We start from the raw sequence: 15,149 nt of genomic DNA on the forward strand, positions 1-15,149 counted from the left end.
GGCGCGGGGATAACCCGCTCGCCATGATCAGTCTCCTCGATCGTAGTGGCCGGTCCCCGCAGGCGCGGGGCAAATAAAGATATCGAGCTGGCAGCCTGGGGTTGTCCGGCGGCGTTGCTGTTAGTGGAGTCATCAGGGAGACGCTTGCTAAAGAACCTCGTTCAGCCGATCCGGGAAGTTGGTGAACATCCCATCCACGCCCCAGCCGATCAGCCGGCGCATCTCATCCTGGTTGTTGATGGTGTAGGGGTGCACCAGCAGGTCGTTGGCGTGGGCCTGCTCGACGAAGCCGGCGTCGATGACGTCCTCGCCTTCGTAGGTGACGTTGGGACCGATGCCCACGGCGTAGTCGGCGATGGCCTGGAAATCGGCGTCGTCGATCTCGGCGGGCGCGGGGGTGACGCCGGTCCATTCGACCAGGCCGTCGCCGTCCTCGGCGGGGGAGTACCACACCAGCTGAACGAGCGGAATGTCGGCGTTGAGTTCGTGGATCTGCCGCAGGCTGTCCTGGCTGAACGACTGGATGATCACCGCGCCGGCGTCGACCAGGCCTTGTTCCTCGAGGGTCTCGACCAGGGCGCGCTGAAGCTCGGGGTGGCGGTCGGGAGACTTGGTCTCGATGTAGTAGCGGACGTCGTCGCCATAACGGTCGATCACCTCGTCCAGGGTCAGCAGCTCGGCGTCGGCGTAGGCGTCGTCGGCCCTCTCGGGGTGAGCCGCGTTGAACCAGCTGCCGGCGTCCAGGGCCTTGAGTTCGGCGAGGGCGAAGTCCTGTACCTTGCCTTTCCCATCGGTGGTGCGCTCCAGGGTGTCGTCGTGGATCACCACCAGTTCGCCGTCGGCACTCATGTGCAGGTCCAGTTCGAGGTAGTCGGCCCCCATGGCCCGGGCCTGCTCGTAGGCCGGCCAGGTGTGCTCCGGGGCGTGGCCGCTGGCCCCGCGATGCGCGATGACCTGGAAGTCCTGGAGCTCGGTGAGCTGCTGCTCCAGGGCGTCGGCCTGGGCCACGATCGGGGCCGCGAGCCCCAGGGCCAGGGAAGCGGCGAGCGGGAGGCGGGGAGCGAGGTTCATAAGCGTCCTTTCATTGAATGTCCGTGCAATAACCTAGCGATCCTGCTCTGCGCATGCAAACGACCGTTCGGAGGCGTTCGGCTGCCTTCCCGGCCCCGACGTGTTTTCATGAAAGCAACCGAACCTTGAACGAGGATGAGTGCCCATGACGACTACGTCCCCCTACGACCAGACCCTTGCCGCCCTGGATGCCTTGCACGCGGAGGACCCCCGCCGGGTGACGGTGGACGGCGAGTCGCTGCCCATGGAGCTGTGGCATGCCGGGCGCATGAGCGCCTGGCTGGAGCAACTGGAGGCCTCCCCCGACGAACTGGTGCGCCTGGCGGTGCGCGGCCAGCACCTGCAGCGCTGGCAGGTGCCGCGCGGCGACTATCCCGAGGGCCGGGTGGGCTATCTCACCTGGCGGCGCGACCAGGGCAAGCGGGCCGGCGAGACCACCGCGGCGCTGATGCGCGAGGCCGGCTACCCGGAGGCGGCGGCCGAGCAGGTGGCACGGATGATCCGCAAGCAGGGGCTGGGTCGCGAGGCCGGCACCCAGGCGGTGGAGGACTGTGCCTGCCTGGTGTTCCTGGAGAACTACTTCGCCGACTTCTCCAAGCAGATCGACCACGATCACCTGATCCGCATCGTGCAGATGACCTGGAAGAAGATGTCGCCCCAGGCTCACGCGCTGGCCCTGGAGCTGCCGATGACGGCCGAGGCGCGCGCGCTGGTGGAGGAGGCGCTGGCGGGCTGAGCCCCGGCCCGCCTGCCGATCGCCTTGACAGGGCCGAGATGGCCGACGACTATTGCAAATGAAAATCGTTATCATTTGTTGAGTCGATCGGGAGGACGGCATGGCCTACCACATCAAGACGGCAGTTCGCGGCGCGAATCCCACCCTCGAGATCTGCGACATCAGCTCCGGCTCGGTGCGCATGGCCTGGGAATACCCCAGGGCCGACCTCGCCGGGCACGAGGACCCGGAACTCGCGGCGCTGCGCCGCGAGGAGGCCATCCATGAGCTCTTCCGGCGGCTCTTCCTGGTGACCACCGAGCAGTACCTCAAGGGCGAGCTGGATGCGGTGCCGAGGCTGGGGGCCTGGCGGCGCTCAGCCCGGGGGAAGGTGGACCGTGAGTGAGTCGGTGCTCTCGCAGGGCTTGCCGTGACGCAGGGTCAGGCGGCCCTCGTTGAGGTTCATGACCACCGCGAACAGCGTCTCCATGCGCTCTTCCGGGGGCTGCTGCGGATTGAAGTGGCGGCAGATGGCCATGGGGGCGTTGTCGTGGTCGGCGAGGATGTCGAACAGCGCCGATTCGTCGATCGTCACGCCGAGCGGCAACCGCTCCTGGAGCAGCCGGTCGAGGCGGGCGAGGCGCGGGCGGGAGTCGGGGCGGGGAAAGTCCTCCACCTGGCAGGTGGCGGTCTCGGCGACCAGGTGGTTGGTGTGGGTCACGGCGCCGGCATGGGAGGGCAGGCGCCCCGGGGGGCCCGGGTGCACCTCGAAGCCGGCGGCCTGGCCATCGCGGCTGGCCAGCAGGAAGTGGGCGGGGGAGCAGACCCGGTCGTGGGTGGCGACGCGCACCGCCTGCTCCAGGTCGGGGCTCTCGAGGATCTTGCGCAGGGCCACGTGGATCGGCAGCCCCTTGCCGCAGGTGCGCGAGCGAATGGCGTTGAGGCAGACCCCGAGGCCGCGGTCGTTCATGCCGATCTTGGCCACCATGCCGGCCTCGCCGATGCTGACCAGGGCCGGGGCGTCCTCGGGATGCAGCTCGAGGGCCACCACGTTGTGCAGCTGGTCGGTGCGCCAGTCCCAGTTCTGGGCCAGCCACTGGGTGCCGTCGCGCTGCAGCGAGAAGGCGGTGCAGCCGCCGCTGGCCTGGGTCAGCGAGATCTCGCTGCGGCAGTTGAGGGTGAGGATGTCGGCGAAGTCGAGCCCGGCGCCCCGGGCGATGCCGGCCATCTCGTCGAGGATCGCCGGGAAGCCGCGCTCGATCATCGGCAGGAAGGCCTCGGCGGCGGTGCGCGCCTCGGCCCAGCCGATGCCGACGAAGTCGTGGAACAGCCGGTCGTAGACCTCGAGGCTGTGGGTGATCAGGGCGGCGTGGGCGCGGCCATGGGCCTCGCCGATCTCGCCGCGACTGCCGGAAAGCACGCTGAGTTGCATGGTGACCTCACGCTGCAGTGCATCATGAGTTCACTCTAGCATAGCCGGCGCCGCGCCGGTCGCCCGGCGCGGCGTGGCATGGCATCAACTCTTGCCCGGGGCGTTGTAGACGGCCTCGTCCAGCTCGCCTTCGCTCTTGCCGACCAGGGTGGTGACCATCAGGTCGCCGGCCACGTTGACGCTGGTGCGGGCCATGTCGAGGATGCGGTCGATGCCGGCGATCACCGCGATGGCCTCCAGGGGCAGGCCGATCTGGGCCATGACGATGGATAGCATCACCAGGCCCGCGCCGGGCACGCCGGCGGTGCCGATGGAGGCCAGGGTGCCGGTGACGATGATCATGCCGTAATCCATCAGGCTCAGGTCGACGCCCAGCAGCTGGGCGATGAACACCGCGACCACGCCCTGGTAGATGGCGGTGCCGTCCATGTTGATGGTGGCGCCCACCGGCAGCACGAAGCCGGCCACGCCCTCCGAGACGCCGAGGTTCTTCTGGGCGCAGCGCAGCGAGACCGGTAGGGTGCCGGAGGACGAGGCCGAGGAGTAGGCCACCACCAGGGCGTCGAGGATGCCCTGCAGGTAGCGCACGGGGTTCAGGCGGCCGAGCAGGGCCAGCAGGCCCGAGTAGACCAGCAGCACGTGCAGCACGCTGGCCAGGTAGGCCACGCCGATCACCTTGGCCAGCGGCAGCAGCACCTCGAGGCCGTAGCTGCCGGCCACGTGGGCGATCAGGCCGAAGACGCCGAAGGGCGCCAAGGCCATGACCAGGTTGGTCAGCTTGACCATCGCCTCGGCGAAGCTCTCGAAGACGCGCACCACGGGCTCGCCCTTCTCGCCGATCAGCGTCAGCGAGATGCCGAGGCCAATGGCGAAGACGATGATCTGCAGGATATTGCCGCTGGCCAGGGCGTCGATGGGGTTCTGGGGCACCAGGCCGACCAGGATCTCCACCAGGCTGGGGGCCTGCTTGGCCTCGACCCCGGATTCGAAGCTCATCTCCAGGCCGACCCCGGGCTGGAACACCCAGGAGGCGAGCAGGCCGATGGCGATGGCGAAGGCCGTGGTCACCAGGTAGAGGGCGATGGTCCGGGCGCCGATGCGGCCCATCTTCTGGGGATCGCGCATGGCGGTGATGCCCACCACCAGGGTGGAGAACACCAGCGGCACGATCAGCATCTTGATGGCGCTGATGAAGATATCGCCGATGGGCTTGAAGACGCTGGCGTCCTCGCCCAGCAGGGCCCCGGCCAGCACGCCGAGCACCAGGCCGGCGAGGATCTTCTGCCACAGGGGGATGCGCCGCCAGAGGCTTTCGCCGGCGGCCGTCGCGGAATGGGACAAGGGGTGACTCCTTTCTGAAATGACGCTCTTGGATAGTGAATATCAACAGAGAGACGAGATTCTACAGAAAGGAGCCCTTCAAAACTTGCAGAAATGCGTCCGTGTCTGTCGCCGGCTTCACAGCGCCTCGTCGAGCAGGGCCTGGAAGGCCGCCCAGGACTTCTCGTCCGCCCGGGCCTGGTAGCGCTCCTCGTCGAAGACGGTGAAGGCGTGGGGCGCCCCGGAGTAGATCTCGATCTCGTAGTCGACCCCGGCGGCCTCGAGTTCCCGGGCCAGCGCCGTCACGTCTTCCAGCGGTACCGAGGTGTCCTCGCCGCCGTGGGCGATCAGGATCGGCGGGGTGTCCGGGCCATACTGCTGGCCCTCCGGGGTGGCCAGGCCGCCGTGAAAGGTGGCGTAGCCCTGCACGTCCTCGGCCTCGCCGCTGCGCGCCAGCTCCAGCACCACGGCGCCGCCGAAGCAGTAGCCCATCACCACGGTCGGCCTGGCCGCGCCCTGGTCGCGGGCCTCGGCCAACCCGGCCAGGGTCAGCTCGCGCATGCGTGCGCGGTCGTCATACAGACGGGCCGTCTCGGCCTTGCGGGCCGCCGTCTCCACCGGGCGGTTGCCCTTGCCGTAGAGGTCCAGGGCGAAGGCGTCATAGCCCTGGGCGGCGAGCATCTCGGCGCGCTCGCGCTCGTAGTCGGTGAGGCCGTCCCAGTCGTGGACGATCAGCACCGTGCCGCGGGCCTCGTCGGCGGCCGGGGCGAAATAGCCGGTGAAGGCCTCGTCGCCCACGCGGTAGTCGATGTCCTGGCCATCGGCCTGGGCGGTGCTGGCCAGGGCGGCCAGGGTGAGGAAGGTCAGCGGTCGCATCATGGGGCCTCGGCGATGGATGGGCGCGGCCCTCAGTATAGGCCGGAGCGGCGCGACAGCGTTGAAGCGCCCGTTCGAACGCTTAAGCATCCGGGAGATGCCTTGCCAATCAGGGGGTTGTCGAGCGCCGGCGGGCCGGGAGCGTTGGCAGGTCCGGCTTGTGTTTTGCGCCCCGCCCTTCCAGATTGAAGGGTGTGTGAATCCGTGTAACCAGAGCGAGACCAACAATCATGAAGAAACACGTTCTAGCGACGGCGGTGACGGCGACCACCCTGGCCCTGTCCGGCATGGCTCAGGCCGAGGTCAAGGTTGGCTTCCTGGGGGGCTTCACCGGCGGTATCGAGAGCCTGACCCCGCCGATCTTCGACGGCGCCCAGCTGGCGGTGAAGCAGATCAACGAGCAGGGCGGGGTGCTGGATGGCGAAGAGATCGTCATGCCCACCGGCGACACCACCTGTTCCGACGCCACGGCGGCCTCCAACGCGGCCGACCGCATGGTCAACACCGAGCGGGTCACCGCCATCGTCGGCGCCCTGTGCACCGGCGCGACCATCGCCGCGGCCAACAATGCCGCCATCCCGGGGGGCGTGACCATGGTCTCGCCGGCCTCCACGGCGCCGGCGGTCTCCGAGCTCGACGACAACGACCTGGTGTTCCGCACCGTGCCCTCGGATGCCTTCCAAGGCAAGATGCTGGCCAAGCTGCTGCTCGCCAAGGGCATCGAGGAGGTGGCGGTCACCTACGTCAACAACGACTACGGGCGCGGCCTGGCCGACGCCTTCGTCGCGGCCTTCGAGGACGGCGGCGGCGCGGTGCTCGAGAACCTGGCCCACGAGGACAACCGCGCCGACTACCGCGCCGAGCTGGGCACCCTCTCCGCCACCGGCGCCCAGACCCTGGTGGTGCTGGCCTACGCCGACACCTCCGGCCAGACCGTGCTGCGCCAGGCCTACGAGAGCGGCATGTTCACCCAGTACGTGGGCGGTGACGGCATGGTCGGCGACAGCCTGGTCGAGGCCATCGGCGCCGACGTGCTCGACGGCATGATCGCCACCCGGCCGGGCAGCCCGGAGCTGCCCGGCACCGCCATCTTCAACCAGGCCGCCCAGGAGGCCGGCATCGATCCCAGCGCGGTGTTCGCCGCCCAGGCCTATGACGCCGCCTTCCTGCTGGGCCTGGCCATCGAGCAGAACGGCAGCGCCGAGCGCGAGGGGCTCAATGAGGCGCTGCGCAGCGTCGCCACCGCCCCGGGCGAGACGGTGCTGCCCGGCGAATGGGAGAAGGCCAAGGAGCTGATCGCCGCCGGCACCGAGATCAACTACGAGGGCGCCTCCGGCACCCACGAGTTCGACGAGAATGGCGACGTGCCCGGCGTGGTGCAGGAGATGGCCGTCGAGGAAGGCACCTTCACCATCCAGGGCTACGTCGACGCCGACGACTGATCGCCTTTCTCTATCAGGCGCAATGAAGGCCCCGGCAGCGATGCCGGGGCCTTGTTGTTGGGGCCTGGCACGCGGCGCCTCAGGCGATGTGCTTGGCCTTCTCGGGCAGCAGGCCCTTGGGCGCGAAGCGCAGCACCAGGGTGATCAGCAGCCCGATGACGAATACCCGGGCCTGCAGGGCCCGGCTGTCCAGGTTGGTGGGGGTGTCCCAGCCGAAGGCGCCCTCGCCGAAGGACACCGCCAGTTCCATCAGGAACAGCGCCAGGGGTTCGGACATCAGCCAGATGACGTACACCGCCACGGCGCCGAAGATGGTGCCCAGGTTGTTGCCGGGGCCGCCGAGGATGACCATCACCAGCACCAGGAAGGTGTGGTTGAGCGGCAGGTAGCCCTGGGGGTCGAAGAGGCTGTTGAAGCTGCCCAGCACGGCGCCGCCGATGCCCATCAGGATGCAGCCCAGCACGAAGATCTCCAGCCGGCGCCGGTTGATGGTCTTGCCCATCGCCGAGGCCGAGACCTCGTTGTCGCGGATGGCGCGGATCATGCGCCCCCAGGGGGCGTGATAGGCACGATGCAGCAGGAAGAAGATCGCCGCGATCAGTACCGCCGTCACCGAGAAGTACAGCGCCCGGGCCAGGGTGAAGCCGACTTCGGCGGGCCCCGGCACCGGCCAGGGTAGCGGTGAGACGGTGGCCGTGCCGCGGGTCAGCCAGTCGGAGTTCTTGAGGAAGGCCTTGATGATCTCGGCGATGCCGAGGGTGGCGATCGCCAGGTAGTCGCTGCGCAGGCCCAGGCAGACACGGCCGATGAAGTAGCCCACGCCCCCGGCCAGGGCGCCGCCGAAGATCCAGCCTACCCAGGCCGGCAGGCCCAGCCCGCCGACGAAGCCGGCCCGGGACTCGATCTGGTCGGTCACCTCGCGTAAGGCGCTGATCACCACCAGGTAGAGCACCACCGCCAGCACCACGGCGATGGTGGTACGCAGCCTCCTCGGCACGCCCAGGCGGTCGAGGCGGGAGGCGCCGACCACCAGGAGCACGGCACCGATGCCGTACAGCAGCACCCGGGCCAGCTCGCCGGGCAGCTCGCTGCCCCAGAAGGCCTCGTTGACCGGCACGCTGAAGAACATGGCGCAGAAGCCGCCCAGCGCCACGAAGCCCATGACCCCGGCGTTGAACTGGCCGGCGTAGCCCCACTGGATGGTCAGGCCCAGGGCCAGGATGGCGTAGCAGGCGGCCTCCACCAGCATGCGGGTGCTGTAGGCGGCGCCCATCAAGGCATAGACCCCGAGCACGGCGGCCAGCAGGACCAGGAAGAGAAGGATCTCGCGCAGCGGAAAGCGGCGCGGGGCGACGACGCTATCGGTTGTTGTCTTGTCCATCAGATCACCTTGCCCTTGAAGATGCCGGTGGGGCGCCACACCAGGATGACGACGAGGATGAAGAAGGGCACCACGATCTTGTATTCGGTGCCGACGAAGGCCAGGTTGCCGGGCAGCGACAGCCACTCGGGCAGGCTGTCGCGGAAGGGCCGCAGCAGCACGTTCCAGTTGAACACCGCCAGGGTCTCGGCGAAGCCCACCACGAAGCCGCCGGCGATGGCGCCATAGGGGTGGCCGACGCCGCCGACGATGGCCGCGGCGAAGATCGGCAGCAGCAGGAAGAAGCTGAGGTCGGGCTTGAAGGTGACGTCCAGCGACAGCAGGGTGCCGGCGATGGCGGCGAGCCCGCCGGCGAGCATCCAGGTCACCGCGACGATGGTGTGGGTGTTGATGCCCGAGGCCTGGGCCAGGTCGGGGTTGTCGGACATGGCGCGCATGGCCTTGCCCAGCCGCGAGCGGCTGAGGAAGACGTGCAGGCCCACCACGGCGACGAGGGTCAGCGCGAAGAGGTAGAGCTGGGGCTCGGTGATCACCACCGGCACCCGCACGCCCTCGATGGGCAGCGCCAGGCGGAAGATCTCCTTGCGGTCGTCCACGTAGAGGCTCTGGCCGCCGGTGCCGGCGAACAGGCGGATCAGACCCTGCAGCATCAGGGCCACGCCCAGCGAGGCGATGACGAAGACGATGGGCTTGACGCCATGGGCGCGCAGCGGCTTGTAGAAGGCGCGGTCGAGGCCCACCGCCAGGGCGGCGGTGAGGACCATGGCCAGGGGCAGCATGATCAGCGGGGTGGGCACCCCGATGGCGGCGCCGGCCTGGGGGAAGAGGGTGGTGAGCAAGAGCACCATGAAGGCGCCGAAGGTCATCATGTCGCCATGGGCGAAGTGGGCGAAGCGCATGATGCTGAAGATCAGCGTCACGCCCACCGCGCCGATGGCGTAGATCGAGCCGGTCACGCTGCCGGCGATCACCACGTTGTTGATGAAGAAAACGAGTTCGTTCACGGGACGTCTCCGATGGTCCGGCGTGGCGGGCTCAGCCGCCCAGGAAGCTCTTGGCGACCTCCGGGTCGGCCAGCAGGGCCGCCCCGGTGTCGGTGAAGCGGTTCTGGCCGTTGGCCAGCACGAAGCCCTTGTCGGCGATGGCCAGCGCCTGCTTGGCGTTCTGCTCGACCATCAGGACGCCGACCCCGGCCGCGTTGATGGCCTTCACCCGTTCGAGGATCTCGTGCATGTACAGCGGCGAGAGGCCGGCGGTGGGCTCGTCGAGCAGCAGCAGCTCGGGTTCGGCCATCAGCGCCCGGCCCATGGCGACCATCTGGCGCTGGCCGCCGGAGAGCTCGCCGGCGGGCTGGTGGCGCTTCTCAAGGAGCGGCGGGAAGAACTCGTAGACCTGGGCCAGCATGCGCTTGACGTTGCCCGGCTTGAGGTAGGCGCCCATCTGCAGGTTTTCCTTCACCGTCAAGCTCGGGAAGACGTTGTATTCCTGGGGCACGAAGCCCATGCCCTTGTGCACCAGCTTGTTGGTCGGCAGGTTCTGGATGGGCTCGCCGCGCAGCAGGACCTCCCCCTGGCTGACGTGGAGCAGGCCGAAGATGGCCTTGAGCATGGTCGACTTGCCGGCGCCGTTGGGGCCGATGATGACGCCGATCTCATCGGCCTCGATGGCCATGTCCACCCCGTTGAGGATGTTCATGCCACCGTAGCCGCCATGCACGTCCCGTGCGTCGAGTAATGGCATAGGTGCGTCTCTGCGTTGGCGGGCGGGATCATGCCGCCCTTGTTGTTGTTCCGGGGCCCGGCCGTCGGGCGGCTCCGGTGTCCTCAGGCGGTGGTAGAGCCGAAGTAGGCCTCGATGACCTCGGGGTTGTTGCGGATCTCCTCGATGGTGCCCTCGACCATCACGCTGCCCTGGGCGAGCACGATCACCGGGTCGCAGAGCCGCGCGATCATGTCCATGTCGTGCTCGATGACCAGGAAGGTGTAGCCCATCTCGCGGTTTAGTCGCTCGATGTTGCCGACCAGGTCGCCGAGCAGGGTGCGGTTGACCCCGGCGGCGATCTCGTCGAGGAGCACGACCCGGGCGTCGGTCATCATGGTGCGGCCGAGTTCGAGGAGCTTCTTCTGGCCGCCGGAGAGGTTGCCGGCGAGCTCGTTGCGCACATGGTGCAGGCTGACGAAGTCGATGACCTCGAGGGCCCGGCGGCGCACCTCGGCCTCCTCCATGTGCACCAGGCTCGGCTGGAACCAGGTGGAGAAGAGATTCTCGCCGGCCTGGCGGGGTGGCACCATCATCAGGTTCTCCAGCGCCGTCAGGTTCGAGAACTCGTGGGCGATCTGGAAGGTGCGCAGTAGGCCCTTGTGAAAGAGCTCGTCGGCGGGATGGTTGGTGATGTCCTCGCCGTCGAAGAGGACCTGGCCGCTGTCCAGCGGCAGGGCCCCGGCGATGATGTTGAACAGCGTCGACTTGCCGGCGCCGTTGGGGCCGATCATGCCGGTGATCGAGCCCTCCTCCACCTGAAGGGAGCAGTCGTCGATGACCTTCAGGCCGCCGAAGGCCTTGTTGACGTGTCGTACGTCGATGATGGCTGACATGTCACACCCGTGGTGAATGGTTCGTTGTTGTGGCCGGTGCGCGGCGGCTCATGACCCCTGACGCTCGGCCAGGAAGGTGCGCCCGGCGGCGAAGGCGCCGACGATCACCACGGCACCGATGGTGGGCAGCAGGTAGCCCTCCACCTGGGGAATGGTGCGCAGGAAGACGAAGGCCACCGCCGCCGGGGCGATGAAGCGCACCAGGAAGCGCCAGACGCGGAACCAGGTCTCGCTGGTGCGCATCTCCTTCATCACCTCGCCATGGGTCAGGGCCCAGCCGGCGAACAGCGCGATCAGCATGCCGCCCAACGGCATGAAGATATTGGTGAGCAGCTCCAGCAGCCCGAAGGCACTGCGCCCGAACAGCGTGTGGAAGAGGGTCCCCTCGGCCATCAGGTTGAAGCTGAACACCGTGAGCAGGCCCAGGGCCCAGCTGGCGATGACCATGGCCGACACGGCCTGGGGACGCTCGAGGTCGAAGCGTTCGACCAGGAAGGCGGCCACCGGCTCGATCAGCGAGATCGCGGAGCTGATGGCGGCGCCCAGCACCAGGATGAAGAAGACCCCGCCCACCAGGGCGCCGGCGGGCATCTCGGCGAAGGCCAGCGGCAGGGTGACGAACATCAGCCCGGGCCCCTCGCCGGGGTCGAGGCCGGCGCCGAAGACCAGGGCGAAGATCGCCAGGCCGGCGATCATCGCCACGGCGGTGTCGACCACGGCAATGGCGAAGGCGGTGCGGGTCAGGGAGGCGTCGCTGGACATGTAGGCGCCGTAGGCCATGATGGCGCCCATCCCCAGGCTCAGGGTGAAGAACGACTGGCCCATGGCCTCCAGCCAGCCTTCCAGGCTGAGGTCGGCCACGTTGAAGGTGAACAGGAAGGTCGCCGCCGAGGCCAGGTCGCCGATGGCCGTGGAATAGGCCAGTATCACCATGAGGATCACGAACAGCGCCGGCATCAGCACGCGCAGGCCGTTCTCGAGGCCGCGGTGAATGCCCAGGCCGACGATCAGCGCCGAGGCGCCGATGAACAGGGAGTGGTAGAGGGTCAGCAGCGGCGGGGAGGCCAGCAGGGCGTCGAAGCTGGCGGCGATGGTCTCGGCGTCGGCCCCCTCGAGGCTGCCGGTGAGCATCAGCCCGGTGTAGTGCAGCGCCCAGCCGGCGATCACCGAGTAGAAGCTCAGGATGATGAAGGCCGAGGCCGCCCCCAGCCAGCCGATCGTCTCCCAGCCCCGGGAGGTCTTGTGGGTGCGGGTCAGGAAGCGCATGCCCATGATCGGGCTGCGCCGGCTGTTGCGGCCGAGCATGATCTCGGCGATCAGGATGGGGATCCCCACCGCGAAGATGGTCAGGGCGTAGATCAGGATGAAGGCACCGCCGCCGTTCTCCCCGGTGAGGTAGGGGAAGCGCCACAGGTTGCCGAGGCCCACCGCCGAGCCGACCGCGGCCAGCAGGAAGGTGCCCTTGTGCGTCCAGATGTTGTGCGTGCTCATCGGGTGTCCGCGATTGCGTGTCGGCCTTGTGGGCCGGCGATGGTCTCTACGCCGGGGTCGCCGGCTCGCTTGACCACCACTTTGCGATATCGAACGACCGCTTGACCAGTCGACTTGCGTTTAGGGGCCGTTCAGTCCCGCTCGTCGTCGTCTTCCGCTTCCGGGTGGTGGGGCTCCATGGCACGGCTGGCGTCCGGCAGGCGCACCGTGTCCCCCATCGCCAGGTCGCCCACGCTCTGCTTGCGTCGGCCGTTGTCCGCGGCGATCAGCGCCACCACCTCGCCGATGCTGGTCTCATCGACCCGGGCCTCGACCCGCACCCGTACGGTGAAGCCGCGGAACAGCGCCGAGACGATGCTGCCCACGTGGGGCTCCGGGTAGTCCTGGGGATGGTCGGCGTAGTAGCGCAGGACACCGGCGGCACCGGGGTCGTCCCATTCCACGTGCTTGTGCATCGGGGGCATCTCCATGAAGAAAGACTGAAGCTTCAGCATAGTCGCCGGCGGCGGGCGGAGGCCATAACGCAAGAGCCCGCCGGGTGGCGGGCTCTTGATGGTGCGGCGAAAGCGCTTACTTCTTCTTGGCGCGCTTGCGCTCGTTCTCGCTGAGGTGCTTCTTGCGCAGGCGGATATGGTTGGGGGTGATCTCCACCAGCTCGTCGTCATCCAGGAACTCGATGGCCTGCTCCAGGGTGAAGCGCACCGGCGGGGTGAGCACCAGGTTCTCGTCGTTACCGGAGGCGCGCATGTTGTCGAGCTTCTTGGCCTTGGTGGGGTTGACCACCATGTCATCGGCGCGATTGTTGATGCCCACCAGCATGCCCTCGTAGACCTCGGTGCCGTGCTCGACGATCAGCTTGCCGCGATCCTGCAGGGCGAACAGCGCATAGGCCAGCGCCTTGCCGGAGACCATGGAGACCAGCACGCCGTTGCGCCGCTCGATGGAGGCGTCGGGCTTGAGCGGGCCGTAGTGGTCGAAGCGGCTGGTGAGGATGCCGGTCCCGGAGGTCAGGGTCAGGAACTGGCCGCGGAAGCCGATCAGCCCGCGGGCGGGGATGATGAAGTCCAGGCGCACCCGGCCCTTGCCGTCGGGGTTCATGTTGGACAGCTCGCCCTTGCGGTAGCCGAGCTCCTCCATGATGGCGCCCTGGTGCGCCTCCTCGCAGTCGATGATGACCTCTTCGTAGGGCTCCTGCCTGACGCCGTCGATCTCGCGGATGATGACCTCGGGACGCCCCACGGCCAGCTCGAAGCCCTCGCGGCGCATGGTCTCGATCAGCACCGAGAGGTGCAGCTCGCCGCGGCCGGAGACAATGAACTTCTCCGGGGTCTCGCCCTGCTCGACGCGCAGCGCCACGTTGTGGATCAGCTCCTGGTCGAGGCGATCCTTGATGTTGCGGCTGGTGACGAACTTGCCGTCCTTGCCGGCGAAGGGCGAGTCGTTGACCTGGAAGGTCATGGACACGGTGGGCTCGTCGACGGTCAGCGGCGGCAGCGCCTCGACGGCGGCCGGGTCGCACAGGGTGTCGGAGATGGCCAGGGCGTCGATGCCGGTGATGCAGACGATGTCGCCGGCGGTGGACTGCTCGGTCTGCACCCGCTCCAGGCCCATGTGGGTCATCACCTGGCCGATCTTGCCGCGGCGCTCCTTGCCTTCCTTGGTGACCACCATGACCTGCTGGTTGGGCTGGATGGCGCCGCGGGTGATGCGGCCCAGGCCGATGACGCCGACGTAGCTGTTGTAGTCCAGCGCCGAGATCTGCATCTGCAGCGGGCCGTCGAGCTCGACCTTGGGCGGCTCGACGATGTCGACGATGGCCTGGAACATCGGGGTCATGTCGTCGGCCAGCTCGTCGGGCTCGGGGCCGGCGACGCCGTTGAGGGCGGAGCAGTAGATGATCGGGAAGTCGAGCTGCTCATCGGAGGCGCCAAGGTTGTCGAACAGGTCGAAGATCTGGTCGATGACCCAGTCGGGGCGGGCGCCGGGGCGGTCGATCTTGTTGACCACCACGATCGGCTTGAGGCCCTGGTCGAAGGCCTTCTGGGTGACGAAGCGGGTCTGCGGCATGGGGCCGTCCACCGCGTCGACCATCAGCAGCACCGAGTCGACCATGGACATGACGCGCTCGACCTCGCCGCCGAAGTCGGCGTGTCCGGGGGTGTCGACGATATTGATGTGGTAGTGCTGCTCGTCCGGGCTCTGCCAGCGGATCGCCGTGTTCTTGGCCAGGATGGTGATGCCGCGTTCCTTCTCCTGGTCGCTGGAGTCCATGATGCGCTCCTGGCCCTCCGCCTTGCGGTCCAGGGTACCGGACTGCTGGAGGAGTTTGTCGACCAGGGTGGTCTTGCCGTGGTCGACGTGAGCGATGATGGCGATGTTGCGAAGATTCTCGATCACGACGGGATCCTGCTGGGAAATTGGGGCCGCATTATAGGGGCAGGGCCATGACCGCTACCAGCCTTGTTGGCGGGAATCCGTCCAACGAGTTTGGCGAGCCCATGGATTCAATGACCTGCAGGGGCGGCGTCGGTTCCCCAGCGGCCCCCCGGCGGGCGAGGCGGCGCACGGCGAGCCGCCACCAGTGTGCATCATTGTGGTGCATGCTCTTTTGTTGTGCTCCATAAGAGGGCATTTTCGGGGCGCTGGCACGCTCCATGACGGGGCATTCCCCGGGCACCGGTACCGGGCAATGCCGCATGATAAGTTTTTTCCGCTTTCTGTTCAGCGTCTTACCGGTATAGCAAGAGGGGGCATCGGCAAGCTGGCATGCTTTCTGCTTGCTCATGGGCAGTGCCATGGTCGTGCATGGCGTCGTGGGCAGTGAGCC

At 67.9% G+C, this 15,149-nt stretch carries 14 protein-coding genes and 1 CRISPR repeat array (1 of these 15 running past the window's edge); of the genes, 3 read left to right on the plus strand and 11 right to left on the minus strand.

Going from position 1 to position 15,149, the window contains the following annotated elements; all coding sequences use genetic code 11:
- A CRISPR array of direct repeats spans positions 1 to 17; the repeat unit is 29 nt; it begins 1,049 nt to the left of the window's first position.
- A 130-nt stretch (positions 18 to 147) separates the two neighbouring features.
- Positions 148 to 1,071, minus strand: coding sequence for a glycerophosphodiester phosphodiesterase (locus FHR97_RS08110; protein WP_183383280.1), 924 nt, complete (start codon positions 1,069 to 1,071; stop codon positions 148 to 150).
- A gap of 145 nt (positions 1,072 to 1,216) precedes the next feature.
- Between FHR97_RS08110 and FHR97_RS08115 the strand changes: the two genes are divergently transcribed.
- Together FHR97_RS08115 and FHR97_RS08120 are read left to right on the plus strand one after the other, a co-directional pair.
- Complete coding sequence (locus FHR97_RS08115) at positions 1,217 to 1,807, plus strand: DUF4202 domain-containing protein (RefSeq protein WP_183383281.1); 591 nt, start codon at positions 1,217 to 1,219, stop codon at positions 1,805 to 1,807.
- 100 nt (positions 1,808 to 1,907) lie between these two features.
- On the plus strand, positions 1,908 to 2,192 hold the full coding sequence (locus tag FHR97_RS08120) for a hypothetical protein (protein ID WP_183383282.1): 285 nt from the start codon (positions 1,908 to 1,910) through the stop codon (positions 2,190 to 2,192).
- Here the strand turns inward: FHR97_RS08120 and FHR97_RS08125 are convergent.
- The 3 genes from FHR97_RS08125 to FHR97_RS08135 all read right to left on the minus strand — a co-directional run bounded on the left by FHR97_RS08125 (position 2,163) and on the right by FHR97_RS08135 (position 5,417).
- Positions 2,163 to 3,218: a C45 family autoproteolytic acyltransferase/hydrolase gene (locus tag FHR97_RS08125; protein ID WP_183383283.1), complete on the minus strand. Its 1,056-nt coding sequence runs from the start codon at positions 3,216 to 3,218 to the stop codon at positions 2,163 to 2,165. The genes FHR97_RS08120 and FHR97_RS08125 overlap by 30 nt on opposite strands.
- Before the next feature lie 84 nt (positions 3,219 to 3,302).
- Positions 3,303 to 4,559 (minus strand): dicarboxylate/amino acid:cation symporter, encoded by a 1,257-nt coding sequence (locus FHR97_RS08130; RefSeq protein WP_183383284.1) that lies wholly within the window; start codon positions 4,557 to 4,559, stop codon positions 3,303 to 3,305.
- A gap of 117 nt (positions 4,560 to 4,676) precedes the next feature.
- On the minus strand, positions 4,677 to 5,417 hold the full coding sequence (locus tag FHR97_RS08135) for a dienelactone hydrolase family protein (RefSeq protein ID WP_183383285.1): 741 nt from the start codon (positions 5,415 to 5,417) through the stop codon (positions 4,677 to 4,679).
- A 227-nt stretch (positions 5,418 to 5,644) separates the two neighbouring features.
- On the opposite strand from FHR97_RS08135, the gene FHR97_RS08140 reads away from it, so the two are divergent.
- Positions 5,645 to 6,856 carry an ABC transporter substrate-binding protein gene (locus FHR97_RS08140; protein WP_221187719.1) on the plus strand — a complete coding sequence of 404 codons (1,212 nt, stop codon included), beginning with the start codon at positions 5,645 to 5,647 and terminating at the stop codon, positions 6,854 to 6,856.
- 79 nt (positions 6,857 to 6,935) lie between these two features.
- Here the strand turns inward: FHR97_RS08140 and FHR97_RS08145 are convergent, their stop codons facing one another.
- The 7 genes from FHR97_RS08145 to typA all read right to left on the minus strand — a co-directional run bounded on the left by FHR97_RS08145 (position 6,936) and on the right by typA (position 14,719).
- Positions 6,936 to 8,237, minus strand: coding sequence for a branched-chain amino acid ABC transporter permease (locus FHR97_RS08145; RefSeq protein ID WP_183383286.1), 1,302 nt, complete (start codon positions 8,235 to 8,237; stop codon positions 6,936 to 6,938).
- A complete protein-coding gene (locus FHR97_RS08150) occupies positions 8,237 to 9,241 on the minus strand; it encodes an ABC transporter permease subunit (RefSeq protein ID WP_183383287.1) in 1,005 nt (334 codons plus the stop codon). The genes FHR97_RS08145 and FHR97_RS08150 overlap by 1 nt, the downstream gene beginning before the upstream one ends.
- 31 nt (positions 9,242 to 9,272) lie before the next feature.
- Entirely contained in the window at positions 9,273 to 9,977 is a 705-nt protein-coding gene (locus FHR97_RS08155; RefSeq protein WP_183383288.1) for an ABC transporter ATP-binding protein, read from the minus strand.
- 83 nt (positions 9,978 to 10,060) lie between these two features.
- Positions 10,061 to 10,831 (minus strand): ABC transporter ATP-binding protein, encoded by a 771-nt coding sequence (locus tag FHR97_RS08160; protein WP_183383289.1) that lies wholly within the window; start codon positions 10,829 to 10,831, stop codon positions 10,061 to 10,063.
- A 48-nt stretch (positions 10,832 to 10,879) separates the two neighbouring features.
- Positions 10,880 to 12,322, minus strand: a complete 1,443-nt coding sequence (locus FHR97_RS08165) for a sodium-dependent transporter (protein ID WP_183383290.1) — start codon at positions 12,320 to 12,322, stop codon at positions 10,880 to 10,882.
- Between the two features lie 131 nt (positions 12,323 to 12,453).
- On the minus strand, positions 12,454 to 12,777 hold the full coding sequence (locus tag FHR97_RS08170; RefSeq protein ID WP_183383291.1) for a hypothetical protein: 324 nt from the start codon (positions 12,775 to 12,777) through the stop codon (positions 12,454 to 12,456).
- Between the two features lie 115 nt (positions 12,778 to 12,892).
- Positions 12,893 to 14,719 carry a translational GTPase TypA gene (gene typA, locus FHR97_RS08175; protein ID WP_183383292.1) on the minus strand — a complete coding sequence of 609 codons (1,827 nt, stop codon included), beginning with the start codon at positions 14,717 to 14,719 and terminating at the stop codon, positions 12,893 to 12,895.
- Positions 14,720 to 15,149 lie beyond the last annotated feature (430 nt).

This window comes from Halomonas stenophila (assembly GCF_014192275.1).
Taxonomy (GTDB): domain Bacteria; phylum Pseudomonadota; class Gammaproteobacteria; order Pseudomonadales; family Halomonadaceae; genus Halomonas; species Halomonas stenophila.